Origin of the sequence: Sphingomonas sp. NFR04 (assembly GCF_900114095.1) — a bacterium.
Classification (GTDB): Bacteria; Pseudomonadota; Alphaproteobacteria; order Sphingomonadales; family Sphingomonadaceae; genus Sphingomonas.
Map to the genome: position 1 here is coordinate 16,792 of NZ_FORV01000008.1, position 24,184 is coordinate 40,975.

At 69.2% G+C, this 24,184-nt stretch carries 18 protein-coding genes; 10 read left to right on the forward strand and 8 right to left on the reverse strand.

Going from position 1 to position 24,184, the window contains the following annotated elements; genetic code table 11:
- Positions 1-17: 17 nt before the first annotated feature.
- Together BM009_RS19005 and BM009_RS19010 are read right to left on the reverse strand one after the other, a co-directional pair.
- The gene (locus BM009_RS19005; RefSeq protein ID WP_093298602.1) at positions 18-908 is read right to left on the reverse strand and encodes a LysR family transcriptional regulator; all 891 of its coding nucleotides are present in this window, start codon (positions 906-908) and stop codon (positions 18-20) included.
- A 30-nt stretch (positions 909-938) separates the two neighbouring features.
- Entirely contained in the window at positions 939-3,221 is a 2,283-nt protein-coding gene (locus tag BM009_RS19010) for a S9 family peptidase (RefSeq protein WP_093298603.1), read from the reverse strand.
- A 138-nt stretch (positions 3,222-3,359) separates the two neighbouring features.
- Here BM009_RS19010 and asd point away from each other — a divergent pair, with 138 nt between their 5' ends.
- The 5 genes from asd (at position 3,360) to treF (ending at position 10,247) form a co-directional block, all read left to right on the forward strand.
- Positions 3,360-4,211 (forward strand): archaetidylserine decarboxylase, encoded by an 852-nt coding sequence (gene asd / locus BM009_RS19015; protein ID WP_093298605.1) that lies wholly within the window; start codon positions 3,360-3,362, stop codon positions 4,209-4,211.
- A gap of 106 nt (positions 4,212-4,317) precedes the next feature.
- Positions 4,318-4,833 carry an RNA polymerase sigma factor gene (locus BM009_RS19020; RefSeq protein WP_254772362.1) on the forward strand — a complete coding sequence of 172 codons (516 nt, stop codon included), beginning with the start codon at positions 4,318-4,320 and terminating at the stop codon, positions 4,831-4,833.
- Complete coding sequence (locus tag BM009_RS19025; protein WP_093298608.1) at positions 4,823-5,812, forward strand: FecR family protein; 990 nt, start codon at positions 4,823-4,825, stop codon at positions 5,810-5,812. Before BM009_RS19020 ends, BM009_RS19025 begins: the two co-directional genes overlap by 11 nt.
- 102 nt (positions 5,813-5,914) lie before the next feature.
- Positions 5,915-8,602, forward strand: a complete 2,688-nt coding sequence (locus tag BM009_RS19030) for a TonB-dependent receptor (RefSeq protein WP_093298609.1) — start codon at positions 5,915-5,917, stop codon at positions 8,600-8,602.
- Positions 8,603-8,675: 73 nt separating this feature from the next.
- The gene (gene treF / locus BM009_RS19035) at positions 8,676-10,247 is read left to right on the forward strand and encodes an alpha,alpha-trehalase TreF (protein WP_093298611.1); all 1,572 of its coding nucleotides are present in this window, start codon (positions 8,676-8,678) and stop codon (positions 10,245-10,247) included.
- Between the two features lie 16 nt (positions 10,248-10,263).
- On the opposite strand, the gene BM009_RS19040 is transcribed toward treF, so the two are convergent.
- From BM009_RS19040 to BM009_RS19065, 6 genes are all read right to left on the reverse strand, one after another.
- Complete coding sequence (locus BM009_RS19040; RefSeq protein WP_093298612.1) at positions 10,264-11,436, reverse strand: sensor histidine kinase; 1,173 nt, start codon at positions 11,434-11,436, stop codon at positions 10,264-10,266.
- A 7-nt stretch (positions 11,437-11,443) separates the two neighbouring features.
- Positions 11,444-12,265 (reverse strand): alpha/beta fold hydrolase, encoded by an 822-nt coding sequence (locus tag BM009_RS19045; RefSeq protein ID WP_093298614.1) that lies wholly within the window; start codon positions 12,263-12,265, stop codon positions 11,444-11,446.
- Positions 12,266-13,130: 865 nt separating this feature from the next.
- Positions 13,131-14,066, reverse strand: a complete 936-nt coding sequence (locus BM009_RS19050) for an alpha/beta hydrolase (protein WP_254772363.1) — start codon at positions 14,064-14,066, stop codon at positions 13,131-13,133.
- Positions 14,067-14,096: 30 nt separating this feature from the next.
- Positions 14,097-15,773: a GH39 family glycosyl hydrolase gene (locus tag BM009_RS19055; RefSeq protein ID WP_093298615.1), complete on the reverse strand. Its 1,677-nt coding sequence runs from the start codon at positions 15,771-15,773 to the stop codon at positions 14,097-14,099.
- Positions 15,774-15,864: 91 nt separating this feature from the next.
- Complete coding sequence (locus tag BM009_RS19060; RefSeq protein WP_217644223.1) at positions 15,865-16,401, reverse strand: DUF3142 domain-containing protein; 537 nt, start codon at positions 16,399-16,401, stop codon at positions 15,865-15,867.
- A 172-nt stretch (positions 16,402-16,573) separates the two neighbouring features.
- Complete coding sequence (locus BM009_RS19065) at positions 16,574-18,649, reverse strand: PA5441 family protein (RefSeq protein WP_093298618.1); 2,076 nt, start codon at positions 18,647-18,649, stop codon at positions 16,574-16,576.
- Between the two features lie 256 nt (positions 18,650-18,905).
- On the opposite strand from BM009_RS19065, the gene BM009_RS19070 reads away from it, so the two are divergent.
- The 5 genes from BM009_RS19070 (at position 18,906) to BM009_RS19090 (ending at position 24,181) form a co-directional block, all read left to right on the forward strand.
- On the forward strand, positions 18,906-19,826 hold the full coding sequence (locus BM009_RS19070) for a hypothetical protein (protein WP_093298620.1): 921 nt from the start codon (positions 18,906-18,908) through the stop codon (positions 19,824-19,826).
- Positions 19,827-20,042: 216 nt separating this feature from the next.
- Positions 20,043-21,305 (forward strand): YceI family protein, encoded by a 1,263-nt coding sequence (locus BM009_RS19075; RefSeq protein WP_254772364.1) that lies wholly within the window; start codon positions 20,043-20,045, stop codon positions 21,303-21,305.
- Positions 21,306-21,383: 78 nt separating this feature from the next.
- The gene (locus tag BM009_RS19080; RefSeq protein WP_093298621.1) at positions 21,384-22,835 is read left to right on the forward strand and encodes an aldehyde dehydrogenase; all 1,452 of its coding nucleotides are present in this window, start codon (positions 21,384-21,386) and stop codon (positions 22,833-22,835) included.
- A 9-nt stretch (positions 22,836-22,844) separates the two neighbouring features.
- Complete coding sequence (locus BM009_RS19085) at positions 22,845-23,318, forward strand: DUF3237 domain-containing protein (RefSeq protein ID WP_093298622.1); 474 nt, start codon at positions 22,845-22,847, stop codon at positions 23,316-23,318.
- A 26-nt stretch (positions 23,319-23,344) separates the two neighbouring features.
- On the forward strand, positions 23,345-24,181 hold the full coding sequence (locus tag BM009_RS19090) for a p-hydroxycinnamoyl CoA hydratase/lyase (RefSeq protein ID WP_093298624.1): 837 nt from the start codon (positions 23,345-23,347) through the stop codon (positions 24,179-24,181).
- Positions 24,182-24,184 lie beyond the last annotated feature (3 nt).

Here is a 24,184-nt window from a genome sequence, read left to right on the forward strand (position 1 = left end):
CCGACCCGCAGAAGCGATCAGATCACCCAGTCCGGCTGCGCGTCGAAGCTCTTGATGGCGTCGAGCAGCGCATCGGCCGCCTTGCTGCGATAGCGCTCCTTCTGCCGCAACCCGTGGAAGCGGCGCGGGGGCAGTGCGAACGGCAAGGCGAACAGCGCGCCGGCTTCCAACAGCGATGCGACGACCAGTTGCGACAGCAGCGCCGTGCCGACGCCGGCGCGGACCGCCGCCAGGACGGACTCGTTGGAAGGCAGGGTCAGCACGACGTTGAGCGTGCGCGGGTCCAGCCCGCGGTCGCGGATCGCCGCCTCGAAGGTGGAGCGGGTGCCGGAGCCGGGCTCCCGCATCACCCAGGGCGCGTCGGCCAGCCAGGCGTTGGTGACCGCCTCCGCGGGCGTGCTGCTCACCAACAGCATCCGGTCTTCGCCGACCTTCCAGTGCGCGAGCGACGGATCGTCGACCGCGCCTTCGACGAAGCCCAGCTCAGCCTCGCCGTCGCGGACGCTGCGCGCGGCGCCTTCGGTGTTGGCGATCGCCACGGTGAGTTCGATCTGGGGATAGCGACGATGAAAGGCGGCCAGTCGCGCCGGCAGCCAATAGGCGGCGATGGTCTGGCTGGCGACGAGCCGCAGATGGCCGCGCTTCAGCCCCGCATAGTCGCCCAGCGCCAGCTCGGCTTCTGCCGCCCGCGCAAGGACCGCGCGCGCCTCGCCGAGGAAGAAGCGTCCGGCATCGGTCAGCTCGATGCCGCGGCCGACGCGGTGGAACAGCTTGATGGCGTGGCGCGCCTCCAGCGTGGCGATGGCGGCGGACGCGGCGGACTGGGTGACCCCCACCGCCTCGGCCGCGCGCGTCATGTGCTCGCGTTCGGCAACGGCGACGAAGATGCGAAGCTGCTCGAGAGTCATGCCGGGAACGTAGCGATTTTCTCGGCATTGTCATCGCGGGCGGGCGACGCCGCCAGGCGGCAGGTTGGTTTCCAGGTAGCGCGTCATCAGCGTGTAGAGGTGCAGGGTGGTATTCTCGCCCTCGTAGATGCCGTGGGTGCGGTCCGGATAAGCCATCATCGTGAACTGCCGGTTGGCGCGGATCAGGCGATCCGCCAGCTGCTCCTGGTTCTGATAATGGACATTGTCGTCGCCGGTGCCGTGGATCAGCAGCAGGTTGCCCTGCAGGCGATCGGCGAAGGTGATCGGCGACCCGTTTCTGTAGCCGTCCTTATTGTCCTCGGGCAGGCCCATATAGCGTTCTTCGTACACCGTATCGTAGAGCCGCAGGTCCGTCGGGCCGGCGACGGCGATGCCGGTCTTGTACAGCTCGGGATAGCGGAACAGCGCGTTCTGCGTCATCGCGCCGCCGCCGCTCCACCCCCAGATGCCGATCCGCGCCGGATCGATATAGGGGCGGTCCACCAGCATCTTGCGCACCGCCGCGGCATAGTCGGCAGAGGCCTGGATGCCGATCTGCCGGTAGATGCTCTTGCGCCAGTCGCGGCCGCGCGGGCTGGCGGTGCCGCGCGGATCGATGCTGGCGACCAGATAGCCCGATTGCGCGAGCATCCGGTGCCACAGGCCCTGCGATCCCTGCCAATGGTCGGCGACCGTCTGCCCCCAGGGCTCGCCATAGACGTAGAACAGGATCGGGTAGCGCTTGGCGGGATCGAAATCGGCGGGCTTGATCAGCCAGCCGTCGAGCTGCGTGCCGCCGCCGATGTCGACGCGGAAGAACTCGGTGGGGGAGAGGCCCGTCTCGGCGATGCGCCTGGCCAGCGGCTTGTTGGTCACCAGCGTGCGCAGCGGCACCTGCCGGGTGAGGTCCAGCATGTCGGTGACCGGCGGGGCATCGAAGCGCGACACGGTGTGCAGCGCCCAGTGCGCGCCGGGCGCGATGTCGTAGCTGTGCGTGCCGGGCTGGCCGGCCGGGGTCAGCCGCTCCACCTTGGGCGCGCCGGACAGGGTGGTGCGGTAGAGATAGCGCTGCGTCGGATTGTCGGGCGAGGCGATGAACCAGGCATAGCCCGCCTTCTCGTCGATCTTGAGCAGATCGATCACGTCGAAGCTGCCCGGCGTGCGCAGGGTGGCGCGGCCGGTGGCGCGGTCGATCGTGTAGAGGTGTCGCCAGCCGTCGCGCTCGGACAGCCAGGTGAAGCTGCGGCCGCCCTTCAGCCATTCGGGCGCGGCGTTGGCCTCCACCCAGGCGGCGTCGCGCTCGACCAGCACCGGCTTCACCGCGCCGGTGGCGGGATCGCCGAGCAGCACCTTGTAGCTGTTCTGCAGCCGGTTCGACTGCTGGAGGAACACCGCATCGGCGCCGCCCGCCCAGCTCAGCTGCGGCACATAGTTCTGGCGCGGATCGCCCTCCAGCTTGAACCAGCGAGTGCGGCCATCGGCGACATCGACCGTGCCGACCGTCACCGCCGAGTTGGTCGTGCCCGCCTTGGGATATTGCAGCGGGATCGGCTGCGAATATTGGCCGCCGGTGTTCTTGATCATGAAGAAGGTGCCGACGCCGCGCGTATCGAAGCGCCAGAAGGCGATGCGCGTGGAATCCGGGCTCCATTCGAACGCCCGGTGGAGCGAGAATTCCTCCTCATAGACCCAGTCGGCAAGGCCGTTGACGACATAGTCGTCGCCGTCGCGGGTCAGCTGGACCGGCGCGCCGCCTTCCACCGGCTCGACATAGAGGTTGTTGCGATAGACATAGGCGATCCGCCGGCTGTCGGGCGAAAAGCTCGCGTACAGCACGCTCGATGCCGCCGCATCGCCGCCGATCTTGCGAAGCGCCTTGGTCGTCGTGTCGTAGAGCCAATGGTCGGCGAGCGCGTTGGTGCGCCGGAAGGGCTTGCTGTTGGTCTGGATCAGCAGCAGCCGGTGGTCGGGCGACCAGCTATAGCCGTCGATCGCCAGCGGCTTGTCCATGCCCTTGGGGACCAGCGCCGTGGCGGGCACCACGACGTTGCGGGCGCCGTCCCGGATGCGGTAGCGGACGATGTCCTGCCCGCCCTTCGGCGCGTCTTCCACCGCCAGGTAGCTTTCGCCGTCCTCGCCCCATCGGCTGTCGCGCAGCCCTTCGCCGCGCACCGCGCCGCGACCGAAGATCGAGTCGACGGTGAGCTTGACCGGGGCGGCCGTCGCATCGCTGGCCGGTTGCGCGATGGCCGGCGCCAGGCCGATCAGCGGGGTGGTCGCAAGCAGGCCGGCAATCAGCAGGGGGGTACGCATCAATTGGTCCGTTCGTATCCGAGGAGGAGGTACCGTAACGACGATGAAAGGAATCGTATACGGTCTTGCATGGGCCGGTGCCTCGCTTTGCATCGCAATTGGCTGCTACAGCGGCACTCCGAAACTCGAAAGTCTCCGATGTCCGAACGCCTTGCCGTCCTGCTGCAACACGCCCTGCCGAAGCAGCGGCTGACCCTTTTGGCGGGGCGCGTCGCCAGCGCGCGGGGCGGGGCGGTGACGCGCTGGCTGATCCGCCGGTTCGTCGCGCGCTACCGCGTGGACATGGCCGAGGCAGCGGATCCGGACATGGCCGGCTATGCCAGCTTCAACGACTTCTTCACGCGACCGCTGCGCGAGGGCGCCCGTCCGATCGCCAACGCCGATTTCGTCAGCCCGGTGGACGGCGCAATCAGCCAGCTGGGGGCGATCGACGACCACCACATCGTCCAGGCCAAGGGGCATCGCTTCACCACCACCGCGCTGCTCGGCGGCCATGCGGAACTGGCGGCGGCGTTCCGGCACGGCAGCTTCGCCAACCTCTACCTTTCGCCGCGCGACTATCACCGGATCCACATGCCGTGCACCGGCAGGCTGACCCGGATGATCCACGTGCCCGGCAGCCTGTTCTCGGTAAACCCGGTCACCGCGCGCGGCGTGCCGGACCTGTTCGCCCGCAACGAGCGGGTGGTGTGCGTGTTCGAAAGCCCCGAGCACGGGACCTTTGCGATGGTGCTGGTCGGCGCGACGATCGTCGGCAGCATGGCGACGGTGTGGCACGGCGTCGTCAACGCCAAGCGCACCGGCAAGCCAAGTGCATGGCGCTATGATGACCGGGACATCGTGCTGGAGCAGGGGGCGGAAATGGGCCGTTTCCTGCTCGGCTCGACCGTGGTGATGCTGTTCCGCCCGGGCACGATCGCGTTCGAGGAAAGCTGGGCGCCGGAGCGGGCGGTGCGGCTCGGCGAACGCATGGGCGATCGTCCGGCCTGACGCGCCTCCGTCGCGCCCCGGTCGCGCCCTTGTCTTGGCGAGCGCAGGCGCGCACAAGCGCGTGCCAGGGAGCACGACAAGGATGCGGCCGGACAGGAAGAGGGGGATGCAGGGCGAGCGCGGTGCGTTGCTGGACCAACTCGCGCGCCGCTATGCGCGGCCGCTGGCGCGCTTCTTCGAGCGACGCGTGGCGGTGCGGGACGACGTGCCCGACCTGGTGCAGGACGTGTTCCTCAAGCTCAGCCGCATGCCCGATCCCAGCGCGATCGACCAGCCCGATCGCTTCCTGTTCGTCACCGCCGCCAATGCCCTGCGCGACCGCGCCCGTCGCGAGGCGGCACGGGGTGGCATCCATGAAAGCTGGGACGACGAAGCGCATCCCGGTTCGGATTTCTCGCCCCAGCGCGTCTTGGAGGGTAGGGAAGCGGTGCTCCTGCTCCGCGATGCCCTGCTCGAACTGCCCGAGCGCACCCGCGACATCTTCGTGCTGCGCGTGCTGGAGGGACTGAAGATCGGCGATATCGCCCGGCTGGTCGGCATCTCGACCCGGGCGACGGAGAAACATGTGGCGCGTGCGATGGCGCATGTGACCACGGCACTGGAGGCGTGGCGTGAAGACTGACTCAACCGCCACGACGTCGATCGCGACCGAGGCCGCGCTCTGGCACGAGCGACTGGCGCGCACCCCCGACGTCGCACCGCCAGAGGCGTTCGAGCGCTGGCAGGCGGCGGACCCTGCCCATGCCGAGGCCTTCGCGCAGGTGGAGGCCGCGCACGCATGTGCCCGCGCGCTATCCGCGCACCCCGAGCTGCTGGCCCTCCGCCAGGCGACGGCGACGCGAATCGCGGTGCATCGTGCACGCGCGACGGCGCGCAAGCAAAAGGCAGGGGCGGCACTCGCCGCGCTGGCGCTGGTCGCGTTGCCGCTGGCCGGCTGGTATGCCGCCGAGCGTCGCGGGCCGGCCGGCACCGACGTCGCGCAGACCAGGCTGTTCAGCACCGGCGTCGGCCAGCGGCTGTCGATGATGCTCGACGACGGCTCGCGGCTGACGCTCAACACCGCCACGTCGGTGCGCGTCGCCTATACGCCGGCCGAACGTCACCTGATCCTCGAGCGCGGCCAGGCCTGGTTCGAGGTTGCCAAGGGCCAGCCGCGGCCGTTCCGCGTCACCGCCGGCGCGCACGACGTGATCGCCCACGGCACCGCCTTCGACGTGCGGCTCGATGCCGATCGGACCACGGTGCTGCTGGTCGAGGGCAAGGTGACCGTCGGCACGGTGGCGATGGTGCCCAACGACCTGCTGGTCGCCCGCGGCGACCGCCTGACGCTCCGCCACGGCGGTGATGCCCGCCAGCTCGAAGCGTGGCGCGAGGGGCTGGTGGTGTTCGCCGATACGCCGCTCGCCGAGGCCGTCGCCGAGCTCAACCGCTATGCGCCGCATGCGCTGGTGGTGAAGGATGGCCGTGCGGGCGCGCTGCGGATCAGCGGCGCCTTCCGTACCGGCGAGAGCGCGACCTTCGCCGAGGCGCTGGAGACCAGCTTCCCCGTGCAGGCGCTGACCCGTAGCGACGGCACGATCGAGCTTTCCAGCCGCCGCTGAAATTTTTCTGCGGGCAGGTTCGGGTTTTCGGATCGGCTGCGTCATGGCGGGTAGAAGCGCTGCAGAAGACGGCGCCTCGTGAACCGATTTGGGAGGATCCTGATGCCCCGCACCCTTTCCACGCTCGTCCGCAGCCTGGCGCTCGCCGGCGTCGCCGCCTGCGCCCTCACGCCCGCGCTCGCCGCGCCGGTCGCCGAACCTACCGTCAGCCTGGCGATCGGCAGCCGCGATCTCGGCGCCGCGCTCACCGAATTCGCGCGGCAGAGCGGCCGCCAGATCCTATTCGCGCCCGACCTGGTGCGCGGCAAGCGCGCGCCCGAGCTGCGCGGCCGCTACGGCGTCGATCGCGCGCTGGCGATGCTGCTCGCCGGCAGCGGCCTGCGCTACCGCACCACCGCCAGCGGCACCTTCGTCGTCGAAGGCGGCGGTACCGAGGGAGCGGCGGCTGCACCCGCCGTGCGGGCCAGGCCGGCCCAGACCGCCGCGGCGGAGCCGCAGGACGTGCCTGCCGCCAACGACCCCGAAATCGTCGTGACCGGCACCGCCGGTGCGGGGACCCGCCGCCAGGATGCGTCCTTCGCCGTCACCACGATCAACGACGCTGCGATCGCTCGGCTGGCACCGGCCAGCACCGCCGAGGTGCTCCGCGTGGTGCCGGGTATCAGCGTGGAGAGTTCGGGCGGCAAGAATGGCGCCAATATCTTCGTGCGCGGCTATCCTTCGGGCGGCGACGCCGAATATGTGACCATCCAGTCCGAAGGCGTGCCGATCTTCTCACCGCCGACGCTCTCCTTTCTCGAAAACTCGCAGCTGATCCGCATCGATTCGACTCTGAAGCGCGTGGAAGCCGTGCGCGGCGGCACCGGGGCGCTGTTCTCCTCGGGCCAGCCGGGCCTGACGATCAACTTCGTCCAGCGCGAGGGCGGATCGACGCCGGACAATCTGCTCAAGCTCGGTGTCGCCAGCTATGGCGACGTGCGCGCCGACGGCTATTTCTCCGGGCCGATCGGCGAGGGGACGACCTATATGGTCGGCGGCTATTATTCGGCGGGCAACGGCGTGCGCAACCCGCGCTTCACGGCCGAGAAAGGCGGGCAGATCACCGCCAATGTGCGACACGACTTCGACAATGGCTCGGTGCTGGTGTTCGGGCGCTACCTCAACGATCGCGGCCAGTGGCTGCTGCCGATCCCGGTGGTGCAGAACGGCAAGAAGATCAGCCAATATGGCAGCTTCGATGCCGGCACCGGCACGCTGGCCGGCGGCGAGACGCGGCTGGGCGTGCTCAACGACGGCACCCGGGTCGACCTCGCCGATGGGCGCGGGGCCGACGTGGTCAATCTCGGCGGCAATTTCGAATATCGGCTGGGCGACGGCTTCAAGCTGCGCGACCGCCTGAGCTGGCTGAAGGGCGATGCCAACACCACCGGCCTCGTCCCCGGCGGCACCCCGCCGCAGAGCGCCTCGGCCTATGCGGCGAACAGGGGCGGCACGATCGGCAGCCTCAGCTTCGTCAATGGCGGCCAGGCGGTGCCCGGCACCACCCAGGTGGTCGAGGCCGGGCTGTGGCGCGTGCAGAAGAGCATCGAGAATTTCTCCAACGATCTCGCGCTCGAATGGAAGAAGGGCGGCAACACGTTCACGGCGGGCGTCTACTACGCCGCCTATTCCTCGCGCGACCTCTGGAATCTCGGCAACAGCCAGCTGCTCACCGCGGAGCCCAATGCGCGCCGCCTGAACCTGACGCTGGCCGATGGCCGCATCGTCACCCGCAACGGCTTCACCAGCGGCTCCACCTTCAACGTCAACGCCGATTATGACGGCAAGGACGCGGCGGTCTATGCGGTCGACGAGTTGCAGGTGAACGACCAGCTCCGTCTCGACGCCGGCCTGCGCTACCAGCACCATTCGGTCGACGGCACGCTCGAGAATAACGGCACCGCGCCGGCGGGCGGTCTCGATGGCAATCCGAACACCCTCTACGACAATGGCGACGCGGTGTTGAACGGCACCTTCTCGACGATCCGCTATCGCGGCGAGAAATGGTCGTGGACGGCGGGTGCGAACTACGACTTCACCCGCTCGATCGGCCTGTTCCTGCGCTACAGCCGCGGCAACAGCTTCCCCTTCTTCGACAATCTGCGCGACGGCATCACCGTGGCGCCGCGGGTCGATACCTATGAGGGCGGGTTGAAGGTCTCGACCGATCTGGCGAGCGCCTATCTCACCGTGTTCCACAACGACTTCAACGGCCTCGCCACCACCGTGATCACCAGCGGCGCACCGATCGCCTCGATCGGCGGCGCCAAGGCCACCGGCGTCGAGCTGGAAGGCGAGCTGCGCCCGGTGCGCAACTTCACCATCGGCTTTTCGGGCACCTATCTCGACAGCAAGTATCGCGACTTCTTCACCGACAATGGCGCCACCAACCTGACCGGCAACCGGGTGCAGCGCCAGCCCAAGTGGCAGTGGCGCGTCTCGCCGGCCTATTCGGTGGAATTCGGGTCGGAGAGCAAGGCGACATTGTTCACCTCGGTCACCTATATCGGCGACCGCTTCTCCGACGTGCAGAACGCCCAGCTGCTGCCCAACTATTACAAATGGGACGCGGGGCTGACGGTGGACGTCACCAAGCGGATCACGCTGCAGGCCTCGGTCGACAACATCACCAACACGATCGGGCTGACCGAGGGCAATCCGCGCACGATCGGATCGCAGGGGAGCGGGGTGATCCTCGCGCGGCCGATCCTGGGCCGCTCGGCATTGTTCAGCGCCGCCTACCACTTCTGAACACCCCCGAGAGGCCGGCCGGGCGCAGCGCTCGGCCGGCCTCGTGCGTTATGCGCCCGATGAGGATGACCCGATGATCCGCCGCCTGCTCCCGCTCGCCGCCCTGTTCTGCGTCGCCGCGACCGATCCCGAGCCGCAAAGCCCCGCCCAGCGGTTCGGCCCGCTGTTCGATGCGGTGCAGATGGCGCAGGTGTTTCCCGACGGGAAAACCTTCGTCGATGCGGTGCCCAAGGGTGATCCGGCGGCGATCCTCGCGGCCTACCGCAAGGCGAAGCCGACGACGCGGGAGGCGCTGAAGGCGTTCGTCGAGGCGCATTTCACGCTGCCCGCGCAAGGCAATGGCGCGCTGGCGTCGCAGGAGAAGCTCGGCCTGCGCGCGCATGTCCAAGCGCTATGGCCGGTGCTGTCGCGTCCGGCGCTCGTCCCTGAGTCTGGCAGCTCGGCGCTGCCGCTGCCGGCGCCCTATGTCGTGCCCGGCGGGCGGTTCCGCGAGATCTATTACTGGGACAGCTATTTCACCATGCTGGGCCTCAGGGTCGACGGCCAGCAGGCGATGGTCGAGCACATGCTCGACGATTTCGTCAGCCTCATCCAGCGCTACGGCCATATCCCCAATGGCACCCGCAGCTATTATCTCAGCCGGTCGCAGCCGCCCTTCTTCGCGCTGATGCTCGACCTCTCGGACGCGCGCGATCCGGCGGTGCTGCGCACCCGGCTGGCGGCGCTGCGCGACGAATATGGCTATTGGATGCGTGGGAAGGGCTGCATCACGGCGGCGCAGCCCGCCTGCGAGCATGTCGTGCGGATGGCGGACGGCAGCCTGCTCAACCGCTATTGGGACGCGCGCGAGACGCCGCGCGACGAAAGCTATCGCGAGGATGTGAACACCGCCAAGGCGGCGGCAGGGCGTCCGCTCACCGCGGTCTATCGCGACCTGCGCGCCGGGGCGGAAAGCGGCTGGGACTATAGCTCGCGCTGGCTGGCCGACGGCAAGACGCTGGCGACGGTGCACACGACGGACATCGTGCCGATCGACCTCAACAGCCTGCTCTGGGCGATGGAACGCGGCATCGCGCAGCGCTGCGCGACGCTGGCCGATGCGGACTGCGCCGCCGACTTCACCCGCCGCGCCGCCCAGCGGCGCAAGGCGATCGACACCTATCTCTGGCTTGGCGCGGAGCAGCGCTATGCCGATTATGACTGGCGCCAGCAGCACGCGACCCCGGTGCTTTCGGCTGCGACCCTGTTCCCGCTGTTCGTCGGTGCGGCGAGCGCCGAGCAGGCGAGCGGCGTCGCCGCCACCGTCCGTACCAGGCTGGTCGCGCCCGGCGGGCTGCGCACCACGGGCAACCGGACGGGCCAGCAATGGGATACCCCCAATGGCTGGGCGCCGCTGCAATGGGTCGCGATCGACGGGCTCGCCGGGTACGGCGAACGCGATCTGGCGAAGGACATTGCCGGGCGCTGGCTGGCGACGGTCGACCGCGCCTATCGCGCAACCGGCAAGATGCTCGAGAAATACGACGTCGAGGAGCAGGTGCCCGGCGGCGGCGGTGAATATCCGTTGCAGGACGGGTTCGGCTGGACCAACGGGGTGACCAGCGCGCTGCTCGAACGCTATCCGGACCTGATGCCGGCAAGCTGAGACGTCGCGGGCGGCATCAACCCTCGACGGGCAGGCGGATCCGGAAGATCGAGCCGCCGCTGGAACGCGGGACATGGTCGATCGTGCCGCCATGGTCCTCGACGATCTGTCGGCAGATCTTGAGGCCGAGGCCCAGGCCGCTCGCCTTGGTGGTGTAGAACCCTTCGAACAGCCGGTCGCGATCGGCGACGGGAACGCCGGGGCCGGTATCCTCGACGTCGATCTGGACGAACCCGCCATCGGCACGCGCGCGCAGCTTCAAGGCACGGTTCCAGCATTGCGCGTCGGCCATGGCCTGCGCCGCGTTGATCAGCAGGTTGATCAGTACCTGGCGCAGCTGCACCCCATCGGCCTGCACCGGCGGCAGGCCGCCGGCGATGTCGAGCACCAGCGTCGCCTGGCGGCTGGCAAGTTCCGGCCGAAGGAAATCGGCGGTTTCCTCGATCAGCGGGCGGAGCGCGCAGCGGCCGCGGGCCTCGGATCGGCTGGCGGCGAGCCCGCGCAGCCGCGCGACGGTTTCCTCGGCCTTGGCGCCGCCGAGGACGATCATGTCCAGGCACTGCTCGACCTGCGCCAGGTCGGGCTCGGCGCGCCGCAGCCAGCGCAGCGCCGCCTGGGCCGAGGCGAGGATGACGCTGAGCGGCTGGCGCACCTCGTGCGCGATGGTCGCGGTCATCACGCCCAGGGTGGAGAGACGATCGGCATGTGCCATCTGCGTGCGCTGGCGGATCAGCGCTTCCTCCGCCGCGACCTGGTCGCTCCGGTCGAGCAGGCCGAAGGTGATCTGCCCGGCCGGATCGGCTTCCTCGCACCAGCTGGTATAGTGGACGGGCAGGGTGCCGCCGGGCACCTTGAGCTCCAGCTGGGTGCGGAAGCAGGCATCGGGCTCGCCGCGCGTCTGGAGCGATTCCACCAGCTGGTCGGCCCGGGCGAAGGGCCAAAGCGCCGATGCGGCGAGCGGCAACGCGTCCTCGCCGATGCCGAGCAGCTTGCCGGCGCGGCAGTTCAGCGCGACGAGCCGCACTTCTCCGAGCAGCCGCCGCAGCAGATCGTCGCGCCGCGCCTGCGGCAGCTCGCGCGCGGCGAGGCCGTCGAGCAGCGCCGCGGCGCCTGCCCCGACGTCGAACCGCCCGAGCGCGAGGCCCATCGCATCCACGGCCCGCGTCGCATGCTCGAAACCCTGTACCATCAATGGCTCAGCGCGTGAGGAACTGCAGCAGATCCTGGTTCAGCTGGTCCTTGTGGGTGAACAGGATGCCGTGCGGCGCACCGGGATAGACCTTGAGCGTGGCATCCGGGAACAGGGCTGCGGCCTGGCGCGCGGTCGCATCGAAGGGAACGAAGGCGTCGCGCTCGCCATGGATCACCAGCACCGGCACGTCGAACCGGCCGATATCGTCCCGATAGTCGGTCTCGGCGCAGGCGGTGACGGCGTCGTGCGCGGCCTTCAGTGAACCCTGCAGCGCCATCTGGTGGACATGGGCGAGCCGGCCTTCGGACACGTCGTCGTCGTCGCTGCCGGTGGAGAAGAACAGCCGAGCGAAGCCGCGGAGGAACTCCGCGCGGTCTTCCATCAGCCCGCTGCGGACATTGTCGAACACCACCTTCGGCACGCCGTGCGGATAATCCTCGCTCTGGCCGAGCTTGGGGGTGGTCGCGCCGATCAGGACGACGCCGGATATGCGTGCCGAGCCATGTCGGCCGACATAGCGGGTCACCTCGCCGCCGCCCATCGCATAGCCGACCAGCGTGACGTTCTGCAGATCGAGATGCGCGAGCAGCTCGGCCAGATCGTCGGCGAAGCTGTTATGGTCATAGCCATGCCAGGGCTGGTCCGATCGGCCGAAGCCGCGCCGGTCATGGGCGATGACGCGATAGCCCTGGGAGGCCAGGAACATCATCTGGTTTTCCCACATGTCGCCGTTGAGCGGCCAGCCATGCGCGAACACCACCGGCGCGCCCTGGCCCCAATCCTTGTAATAGAGGCGCGTCCCGTCGCGCAGATCCAGCATTGGCATTGTCGATCCCTCTCGGCAGGTCCGTACCCTAGCCCCGATGGTTGAAAGGTGCCCGCCCCGATCGAGGGGGCGTGCGTGGCCACGAAAGAGGGCGAGGCCCATTTTGGCGGGCGGAGGGGGCCAGGGATTGAAGCAAAGCCCGCTTTCTTGGCGATTTCGCGCGCCGAGCTGCGGGCGCATCGAATCATGCCGGGGGACGGGCGCTGGTGCCGCGGCCGACAGCTGCGGCAGCGGACACTCCGATGCCGCAAAACATCTCAATCTTCCTCCACCGCGTCTCAAATGCGGTGCGCGATCTTGACGCTCGCGGCGCGACGAGGCCTGCCGCGCGAGCATTCGGACGGATCATGGGGGGGCATGATGCCGAGCGGGGACACGGCACGGCCTTTCGGGGGAAAGGCCTTGCTGCGCTGGCCAACAGGGGGGCGACGATGGCGCTGCGCGTACCGGGGTGGCGCGCGCCATCGTCGACCGATGCGCTGCCAGCCTCCGTGCTGAACCATCCGGTGCCGGTGCGGCTGCGCGTCGCGTGCCATGTCCGCTCGTGGGCGAGCGGAGAGTATGTCGACGCGCCGCCGCGCCTTGCCGTCGGTCGCAAGGCCGTCCTGCCACCGAGCGGAGCTGCCGCTCGCGGCGCCTCGCTTCCAGCGGGTGGAGGTGGTGTTCGAGTCCGGGCGGTGCGCCGGCGCGCCGGACATGCTCTGTGTTGTCACCCCTCTGGACGGCGGCCCTGCCGGCAGGCGCAGGCGCGGACTGGACGCCGGGCGGGCACCTTACGGCTTTCGGGGGATGTCGGCGCGGTCATCAAGGCGCCTGGCGCTACCCGGCCGGTGGACCCTTCGTGCTTCGAGGGCCCGCGCCATGGTCAATCGATGCGCTTCCTGCGCACCGTCCAGGCAGGATCGGTGCAGAGCCGGCAGTCGGCGCCCTGGAACCAGCGCGCCGCACCCTTGTCGCCGCGCAGCTGCCATTCCAGCCAGGCGACGTCCACCGGCGTCACGCGGCCGCCATTGGCATCCTGGAAGGTGCCGCCATGGCCGACATCGATGCTGGCGAGCATCGCCGGCACCGTGTCGATCCGCTCGAAATCGTCGGTGCCGTTGGGCCAGGCGATGTCGGACGGGCCGCCCATGATGTAGAGCACCGGCGTGTGCAGCCGGCGCAGCGCCGCCTTGTCGATGGTGATGCCGCGGATCGGGTTGGTGCCGTCCTTGAACACGCCGCTATTGTGGACGATCACGGCGTGCACGCGCGGATCGGCGGCGATCTCCAGCGCCTGGAGCCCGCCGCAGCTATGGCCGGAAGCCGCAACCAGCCGCGGATCGATGCGGCCGAAAAAGGGGCTGCCGCGCCGTATGTTCTCGGCCAGCGCCCAGTCGATCCCGGCGGCGACCTGCGCGGTGGTGGTCTTGATTCCGAGCGGGCCGGGTGGGGGCGGCGTCTGCGGGCGCGGCGGGGCGCCGGGGCCGGTAAGGATGCGCCCGGGTGCGATCACCAGATAGCCGTGCGAGGCGATCTCGGCGAGGTGGAAGCGCACGCTCGCACCATCGTCGCTGCACGCACCATTGCCCCACACCAGCACGCCCAGCTTCTTGCCCCCGAGCTTTGACAGGTCGGCGGGCTGGTAGAGAACATGGTCGGGGAATGCGGGGTCGGTGCGCTTGACGGCGGGGTAGGGGCCGGTGCCCGCAGTGTCGGGCATCGCCTCATAGGCTTGCTGCGAGGCTTGCGGGGCGGAGGCACTCGCCGCGCCCAGCGTTCCCATGGCGACGATCGCCGCCATTGTTGCTGCGAGCTTCATCCCGTTCCTCCCCCTGTTTTCTTGCGGGCGCTATACACCGTTTCGCGGCGTAACGACCAGCAGCGAGATGCCTTGCCGCGGCAGGCGAAAGCGAAGCGTCGAGCCCGATAGTGGCGAGGGCGCCGGGTCGATCGTCGCCAGTGTCGCGGCCTTCAGCAGCGTCGCGCGCTGGGCGTCGGTGGGGGCGATCGGCGATCCCATCGCGCGCCACGCCGCGAAGGCGTTCGAATGTGCTTCGTCGATGCGATAGTGCGCCAGCCGGGCCCCCTTCGCGAGCGCCGGCGAGAGGCCGCGAAGCTGCAGCGTCACCGCCGCATCGGGACCGGGCAGGTCGTCGTCGTGGTAATGCCAGACGAGGATCGACAGCGTGTCGCCCTGCAGGCTGGCGACGCTGCCGATATCGGGATCGCCGCGCACGCCTTCTTGCAGCACCGTATCCAGCGGCGCCTGATGGTCCGAGGCGGCGTGGACATAGTGGCCCTGCATCTTCGCGAGCAGCTTGAACAGGTTCATCACCGGCAGGTCGATCCCGGCGGAGGTGAGCTGGCGGAAACCGGCGAAAGGCGGCTGGTCCTCGAACTCGAACGCCCAGGAGAGCACGCCCTCCAGCGTCAGGCCCCGTCGGGCGGCCAGCACCTGGAGGCGGGGAAGCGCGGCGGCGGTGTAGCTCGAATACATGGTGCCGTTGCGGTAGGCATTGGCCGGTCCCTGGCAGGCGGCGCAGCCTTCGGGATCGGATTCGCCGATGATGATCGGCTTGGTCCGCCCGACCGGATCGGCGGCGATCGCGGCGAACTCGTGGTCGGCGGCGCGCAGATGCGTATTCAGCCCCATGCGGACATGGCTGCCCTGCGCGTCCGTCACCACCACCGGCTGTCCCTTGGCGTGGAAGGACAGGAAGTCGGTGGGCGTGCCGGCCGCCTTCACATGGGCGAGGAAGGCGGCGAGGAAGTCGTCGCCGGCGCCCGCGCTGTCCGGGCCCCCGACGCGCGCCTCGGCCAGCGCCCGGCGCACGCCGCGGATCGCGTGATCGTGCAGGCGGAAGAACTCGTCGCGGGTGCCGCCCCAATAATAGCGGGGCAGATTGGCTTCGTTCCACGTCTCGAAATACCAGCTGGCCACCTCGGCGCGGCCATAGCGCGCGACGCAGTGGCGCACCCATTGGAAGACCAGTTCCTCCCACTTCGCATAGTCGCCCGGCGGATAGGCCCAGCCGGTGCGCAAGGTGCCGCTGCCGGGGCGCCAGTCGTGCTGATAGGGCTGGGGCCTGGTCGACATCGCCTCGGGCATGAAGCCCAGTTCGACATAGGGCTTCACGCCGCGCGCGCGGTAGGTGTCGAAGATGCGGTCGACGATCGTCCAGTCGTAGATCGGGCGGCCCTGGGCATCCTCGCGGTAGATGCCGGTCGAGCCCCATTTGAGCGCCGGCGTGCCGTCGCCCGAGGTGAACAGGTTGTGCGTGCGGAAATAGACATGGTCGGGCATCAGCGCGCCCAGCGTGGCGAGCGTGGTGCGGCCGTCCTTCATCGTCGCGTAATTGGGCTCGTCGGCGCCGAAGAAGCGCCAGACGGGGGCTACGGGCCCTTCGTCGCGTGCTGCGTCGACCGTGATGGTGACGGGGATCGGCTCGGGGTCGGCGGCGGCGAGGCCGGGCAGAAGGAGGAACGCTGCGGCGAGCGCCCGCGCTGCGAACCAATGCCTTGCCATCCGCCCCGCTCCCCACCTGTTTCCACCATGGATAGGCCGATCCGGCGAACGCGCAATCGCTTGTTTCCATTGGCGTTGTTGGGGGCGGGTCTCAGGGCTTCAGCAGGAACACCACATAGCCCTGGAAGCGGGGATTGGCGGTGAGGCCCGGCGGCGGCGTCCATTCGCCGCCCTGAAGCAAGCCGATCCGGAACGGGATGGGCAGTCGACCCAGCTTGGCGACATAGCCCTGATAGCCAGGGATCACGTGCCGACCCTGGTAGATCTGCACCACCACCTCGTCGACCACGCCGGCCAGTGCCGCCAGCCCTGCGGGGTCGCCATTGGCGCTCCAGTCGAGCAACCCGGTGATGCCGAGCTTGTACTGCGTGGGGAGCTTGGCCCGCAGTGCCTTGAGAAAGGCGGCATAGCGCTCCAGATGCCGCGTCCGCGCGTCGAAATCGATCTGGACGCCGGCGACGCGGTTTCCCGCCCGCTGCCAGCGGTCGAGCGCGGCGAGCAGTTGCGCGTCTATCTGCGGGGTCCAAGCGAGCGTCTCGACCCGCAGCACCATCCACAGCTCGGCATGGCGCACCTGCGGGACCGCCGGGCGCTGCGCGATCAGCCGCGGCGCGTCGCCGCCGACCACCGCCCCCTGCAGCAGATAGATCCGGCGGGCGCGGGCGAGCGCCGGCTGCGGCTTGACGCCTGCCCAGAGCCAGAAGGCGTCGTAGCGGGTCGCGTCGACCGGCGCGCCGGGCTGCGTCTGCGGCGGCGTTGCCGAAAGCAGCAGCGGCAGCGCCAGCAGCAGACCGAGGCCCCTACCAATAATAGCGCAGCTCCTGCGCCCAGCGCGACTTGGGATAGTCGCGCTTCAGTCGCTGGAACCAACCCTTGCGGACGGCGGGCTCGACGCCCTTGCCGCCACAGGCATTGTACGCGCTCGGCGCATAGCAGTTGACTGCGCGGAACAGCGCATAGGCCTTGTCGTCGGGCGAGGCGGTAGGGGAGGCCATCACCGCCTGATAGGCATCGAGCCGGGCATAGGGTGTACCGGCGAACCGCGTGGGCGTGCCGCCCAGTTCGTCGGCCGCGGGCTGGGCGTCGAGGAAGAACCCGTCAAAGCCGTTCACGCGCGTGAACTCGCCGAGGCAGAGCATCGCGTTCGCGTCGCCAGGCGCGGCGGCTAGGCGGCGTTGCGTCTCGGGGAAGGCCGGGCAGCCATAGTCGCCGAGCTTCTTGCCCTTGACGAACACCGCCGTGGGCAGCGGCTTGGTATCGCTGAAATCGAAATAATAGTCCGCTTCGGCGGGCGTGCCGGCCGGGACCAGCCGCATATCTTCGACGAAGTCGCGGTGCGAACCGCGCGTCGCTTCCTTGTAGAGCAGGGTGAACAGCGCGACGTCGCGCTCATGCGCCGAGGCGCCCGCCGCCTGTGCCTGCTGCCGCAGCAGCTTCGCATCGGCGACGTTCATCAGCAGCCGGTCGCGGATCTCCTGCGAGCGGATCGGCGAGTCGGGCGCGAACACACGCCCGAGACCGTCATGCCGCTCCTCGTGCAGCGCCAGTGCCAGCTCTACCACCGGGCGCTGGCCGGGCGCCTTGGCGCCGGACAGCAGGTCGACCCAGAAGCCGCGCACATTGCGGTCGGCCCGCGCCTCCAGCGCCATGCCGCGTAGCATCTGCCGGCTGAACTCGAGATAGCTGAAGTTCGCCTGGTGCGATGCATCGGGGAGGAGCTGCAGCGTCTCCTGCGGCTGCCCGCCGAGATGATAGGCATGGGTCGCCTGGAGGAAGGCGAACAGCGCCGGGTTGCGGGCGAACTTCGTCCGCTGGGCGTCGAGGGCGGCGCGGGAAAGGGGCTGGCAGCAGGGGTCGCTGCCCTCCGCCGCGCGCATGTGCATCAGGTCGAACGCGGCGAGCAGGATCGGATCGTGCAGCGTCTCGGCGGTCGCGGTCGCCAGCAGCTTGGCGTCGATCTCCTGCGCCAGCGACACCGCGTCGATGCCGCGCTGCGCATCCGGCAGCGCGATCAGCGCGGCATATTCGGCCTCGAGCTTCTCGCGGTCCTGCGCCAGCCAGTAGACGCGGCGCAGCAGCCCGCGCGCCGAGAAGAAATATTCACCCTTGGGATAGGCCTTCATATAGCCGCGCAGGGCGTTTTCCGCCTCGGCGACCAGCTTTGGCGCGACCTTTGCGCCGTCCTTGGGCGAGCCATATTCGTCGTAATAATCGACCTGCGCCCGGTTCACCGCGACCCGGCCGAGCATGTAGCGCCCGGTCTCGCGCAGCCACGGATCGCGGGCATTGCCGAGCGCGGCGAACCGAGCAGCGGCGCCGTCGAAGTCCCCGGCATAGAAAGCGGCCGCGCCGTCGAGATAGGCGGCGAAGGCCTTGCCGGCCTCCGACTTCGCGCCGTTCACTGCCGCGACCAGCGCGGTCGAGCCGGCGGTGCCCTGCGCGCAATCGGGCTGCAGACCCTGCCGGGCGGCGATCAGTGCGGCCCGCTCCGCTTCGGGCACCTTGGCATTGGCGCGGATGGCGGCCTCGAAACTCGACGCGCCCGCCACGTTGCTGCGGCAGCGCGACCCCTCGCCGTCGGAGAAATACGGGCTGCCGCCATCGGCCGAGCGCGGCATCAGCAGGGCGATGTCGAGGAACACCGAGGGCTTTGCCGGCGCCACCAGGCGGGCTGCGCCTGGCAGATCGGCGAGCAGCAGCGCGAGATTGGTCCGGCTGTCGTTGCGGGGGCCGAGCATCGGCAGGTCGTCGCAACCGCTATAGGCGGCGGCGTTGAGCTTCCAGGCGGGGCCGCAGCTGTAATCGCCGCTCGCATGCGCAGGTACGCTCCAGAGCGCGCCCAGACCGAGCAAGAGGAAGAGAACCGTTCGGACCATGCTGCACGCCCCCGTGAAAGTTGCGGGCGTGCGCCTACCGCAGCGGCAGGCGCCGCGCCATAGCCCTCGCGGCGCGCAGCAGCAGCTCGTCGCTTGTCCCCGGGACCACGCAAGCAACGCGCTCGGATCCCTTGGCGTCAGTGTCCTGCCGCCGCCGATACGGCCGCTAACCCTTTGTGAAGGTCGTTCTTTAGCGGGGTCGTAAGCCAAGGTTCGCCACAGCCGGGAAGAGTCGTGGGGCGAGGGGGCAATGGCAATGATCGACGAAGAGCTGGACGCGTTCGAGACCGATCCCGTGCGAGGGGGGCATCCGCTGCTCGCCACCATCGGTTGTGCGGTGCTGCTGCTGCTTTCGCGTTGCGGCGGGGGGAGCAGCGAAGCCGGCCTTTCGTCGGACGCCATGATGACCGGCATCGTGGTGGGTGGGGGCCTTATCGGGCTCGTGTTCTGGGCGATCGCTTACGCCATCACCATTCGCCGCGCCTCGCCGCGGTGGAAGATTGCATCGCTGCTCGTGCTGGTCTGCGTCGGGCTCTGGACGGGAGCCGCCGATGTGGCGGCGCGGAAGCAGGCGTTCAGTCGCGACGTGGCTGCGAGTAGGGTGCTCTTCCAGCAAGCGCGGGTGCGCAAGCCGGGCACCGCGCTGCCGGTCCCGGCGGGCGCGGGTACGTTGACGCGCATGGCTGCCGCCCACGTGAATGCGGCGTTCGCCGACCTCGATCGCCAGTCCGCTGCGCAGCTTCAGGCAGGCATGGCGGAAATCCTGCAGCTGCGAGGACTGCGCAAGACCTCGGCGGTGCTGGACCAGTGCGATCGGTTCGATGCACTGGAAAACAGCGCGCGGGCCGTTCGTGCGAAGCCTACGCGCTATCTCGATGCGGCACGTGCGATGGCCGATGCGGACGTCGCGGCCGGCACGATCGATCGGCCGCTTACGGACAGCGTCCTGGAGGGCATGCTGCGAAACCGCGCTGCCATGGAGCGGCGCTGGGATAGGCTGGCGGCCCAGGCGCGGACCGCATCGCAGGTCTGCAGGATCCTGGCGCGGCGCCATTGGACCACGGCACCGGACGGCACGGTCGCGTTCACCAGCCATGCCGAGGTGGCGGCAGTGAATGCGGTGCTACGCCAGCTCGATCCGGTACCCGAGACTGTGCCCGCCAAACCGACCGCTTAGCCAAACGGTCCCGCGTCCGGCAGGCGCCGCGACCGCGCTGCCGGGCAGAAAGGATCGGCCGACGCCCTGGGAACGCACCGTTTCCAGCTGGCGCACTTGCCGATAGCCCAGCGCTCGGCGCAACATCCCATCGTTGCGCTATCGACTCGGGCATCGGGTCCCGCGCTTCCGTGCGCCGCACCGGGCTGCGCGCGTTCCCGAAGAACGAGGCTGGGCGTGGCAGGGCTGAAACAACGATATAGCGGGATCGCGATCCTGCTCCACTGGACGCTGGCGCTGTTGCTGCTGTTCCAGCTGGGGCTCGGCTGGTCGCTGGAGGATCTGCCGAAATCCTCGCTGTTCGTGGCCTTCCAGTTTCACAAGTCGGTCGGCATCCTGATCCTGGTGCTGTCGCTCGCGCGGCTGCTGACCCGGCTGTTCGTCGCCCGTCCGCCTGCCGAGGGGGCGCCGGCGCTGAAGCTGCTGGCGAGCGTGGTGCATTGGGGCCTGTACGGCGTGATGATCCTGGGGCCGATCACCGGCTGGATCATCGTCTCCACCGCGCGGGTGAAGCTGCCGACGCTGCTGTTCGGCACGATCCCGCTGCCGCATCTGCCGCTGGGCGCGGCGTGGAACGAGCCGGCCGAGACGATCCACGGGCTGATCGGCTGGCTGCTCGCCGGGCTGTTCGTGCTGCACGTCGCGGGCGCGCTGCGGCACCATCTGCTGCGCGACGATCTGATCGGGCGGATGATGCCGGCAGCCGTGTCGCAGCGCCCGGCGCTGTCGATCGCGATGGTGGTGGCGCTGGCGGCGTGCGTGTCGGCCTTCTTCGCCGGTTCGTGGCGGTACAAGGGCCATGCCGAGGTGCCCAAGCCCTCCGCGCCGCTGCCCACGCCGGGCTCGACGCCCGAGCTGCCGGCCGCCCCGGCACCCACCCCGGAAGCCTCAGCCAGCCCCGAGCCCACCCCGTCGCCGTCGGCCTCTGCGACCGATGCCGCCATGCCGGTGCGCAGCTGGAAGGTGGCGCCGGGCGGTACGCTCGCCTTCCGCACCGTCTATAGCGGCGAGACGATCAACGGCCGCTTCGCCCGCTGGACCGCCGACATCCAGTTCAGCCCCGACGATCTCGCCCATTCGAAGATCGCGGTCGACATCGACCTCGCCTCGGTGAGCAGCGGCGATTCGGAGCGCGACGACACGCTGAAGGGCGACGATTTCTTCGGCGTCGCCGCGCATCCCAAGGCCCGCTTCACCGCGGCCCGGATCCGCAAGCAGGGCAGCGGCTATGTCGCCGACGGCACGCTGGCGCTGGCGGGCGCAACCAAGCCGATGCCGGTGAGCTTCACGCTCAAGATCGACGGGGACCATGCCCAGGCCAGCGGCACCGCCACCGTGAAGCGCTTGGCGTTCGGCGTCGGCAAGGGCCAGTGGAGCGATCCGAGCACCATCCCCGACGCGATCGCGGTGACGTTCCGCTTCGCCGCCGACGCAAAATAAGCGGCCGCAATTCGCCTCTTGCCTGCCCTGCGATAAAAGCTATGGTACATAACAATAGCACGCAGGACAGGAGAGGTCATGTCTGCAAGCCGAGTATCGCTGAGCGTGGGCGGTGCCCCGCGCGAGGCCGCGCGTAGCTTCGAGCGCAGTAACCCTGTTACCGGCGAGGTGGCGACGATCGCCGCCGCTGCGAACACCGAAGACGCTCTCGCCGCCGTCGCGGCTGCACAGGCGGCGTTCCCCGCCTGGTCCGCACAGGGCCCCAACGCCCGCCGTGCGCTGCTGACCAAGGCCGCTGCAGCCATGGAATTCCGCGCCGACGCCTTCGTCGACGCGATGATGGCCGAGATCGGCGCGACAGAGGGCTGGGCGCGCTTCAACCTGATGCTCGCCGCCTCGATGATCCGCGAGGCGGCCGGGCTCACCACCCAGATCAGCGGCGAGGTCATCCCGTCCGACAAGCCCGGCTGCATCGCCATGGCGGTGCGCGAGCCGGCGGGCGTGGTGCTGTCGATGGCGCCGTGGAACGCGCCGATCATCCTCGCCACGCGGGCGATCGCGGTGCCGCTCGCCTGCGGCAACACCGTGGTACTCAAGGCCAGCGAGCAATGCCCGCGCACCCATGCGCTGATCGTCGAGGCGTTCGTCGAGGCCGGGTTCGGCGGCGGCATCGTCAATCTGGTCACCAACGCGCCCGAGGATGCGGGCGAGGTGGTCGGCGCGATGATCGACGCGCCTGCCGTGCGGCGGGTGAACTTCACCGGATCGACCGGGGTGGGGCGGATCATCGCGGTGCGGTGCGCGCAGAACCTCAAGCCGGTGGTGCTCGAACTCGGCGGCAAGGCGCCGCTGATCGTGCTCGACGATGCCGATCTCGACGAAGCGGTGAAGGCCGCCGCGTTCGGCGCGTTCATGAATCAGGGCCAGATCTGCATGTCGACCGAGCGGATCATCGTCGTCGATGCAGTGGCGGATACCTTCGTCGAGAAGTTCAGGGCCAAGGTCGCGACGATGGCGGTCGGCGATCCCCGCGAGGGCAAGACGCCGCTTGGCGCGGTGGTCGATACCAAGACCGTCGCGCATGTGCAGAGTCTGATCGACGATGCCGTCGCCCAGGGCGCGGCGCTGGTGAATGGCGGCGCGGCGAACGGCGTGCTGATGCCGGCGCATGTCGTCGACAAGGTCACGCCCGCCATGAAGCTGTTCCGCGACGAGAGCTTCGGCCCCGTCGTCGGCGTGATCCGCGCCCGCGACGAGGCGCATGCGATCGAACTGGCCAACGACACCGAGTACGGCCTGTCCGCCTCGGTTTTCACCCGTGATGCGGCGCGGGGGCTAAGGGTGGCGCGGCAGGTCCAGTCGGGGATCTGCCACGTCAACGGCCCCACCGTGCACGACGAGGCGCAGATGCCGTTCGGGGGCGTGAAGGCCTCCGGATACGGCAAGTTCGGCGGCAAGGCGGGGATCGAGAGCTTCACCGAACTGCGCTGGATCACGCTCGAGACCCAGCCCGGCCATTTCCCGATCTGAGCCGATAGCATGACTGGCCCCTCCGCTCCGCCGCCTGGCCTCGTCTTCGCCTTCTCGGCCCATGTCGAGATCGCGCCGCCGGTGGACCGTGGGGAGGTGGATGGCGGCCGGGCGCGCTTCATCGCGATTACCGGCGGCCGGATCTCCGGACCCCGGCTGACCGCGACGGTGCTGCCGGGGGGCGGTGACTGGCAGACGATCCTGCCCGGCGGCGTCACCCGCGTGCTCGCCCGCTATTTCCTCCAGGCGGACGACGGCACCGTGATCGGTATCGAGAATCCGGGCCTGCGCGTCGCCAGCGAGGCGGTCACCGAGCGGCTGGCGCGCGACGAGCCGGTCGAGCCCGACGCCTATTACTTCCGCACCACGCCGCGCTTCGAGGTGGCCGAGGGGCCGCACGCCTGGCTGGCGCGCACCGTCTTCGTCGCGCGCGGCATCCGCCGACCGACTCATGTGACCATCGACTTCTACTGCGTCGAATGACGCGCGATTTTTCTGAAAGGCACAGCATGACCGATCCGATCCAAGCCGCCACCGTCGCCTATGACGTGATCGACGGCATCGCCTGGGTACGCTTCAACCGTGCGGACAAGCGCAACTGCATGTCGCCGCGGCTCAACCGGCGGATGATGGAGGTGCTCGACGAACTCGAATATCGCGACGATGTCGGCGTGCTGGTGCTGAGCGGCGAGGGCACCGCCTGGTCCGCGGGCATGGACCTGCAGGAATATTTCCGCGAGAACGAGGCCAAGGGGCTGGGCGCCACCCGCGCCGCGCAGCGCGAGGCCTATGGCTGGTGGCGGCGGCTGCGCTGGTACCACAAGCCGACCATCGCGATGGTCAATGGCTGGTGCTTCGGCGGCGGCTATGGCCCGCTGTTCGGCTGCGACCTCGCCTTCGCGGCGGAAGAGGCGCAGTTCGGGCTTTCGGAGATCAACTGGGGCATCCTGCCCGGCGGCGGTGCCTCCAAGGTGATCGCCGAGCTGACCGGCTTCCGCAACGCGATGTACCACGCGATGATGGGCGAGAATATCAGCGGGCGGAAGGCCGCCGAATGGGGCCTGGTCAACGAGGCGGTGCCGCTGGCAGGTCTCAAGGACCGCGTGACCGAAGTCGCCAAGGTGCTGCAGGCCAAGAACCCGGTGGCGCTCAAGGCGACCAAGGACGCGATCCGCCGGGTGCGCGAGATGACCTATGACAATGCCGAGGACTATCTGATCCGCGCGCAGGAAGCCGCCAACAGCTACGACAATGAGGGCCGCAAGGAAGGCATCAAGCAGTTCATCGACGACAAGACGTACAAGCCCGGCCTCGGCGCGTACGACAAGTCCAGGCACAACGCCTGAAAC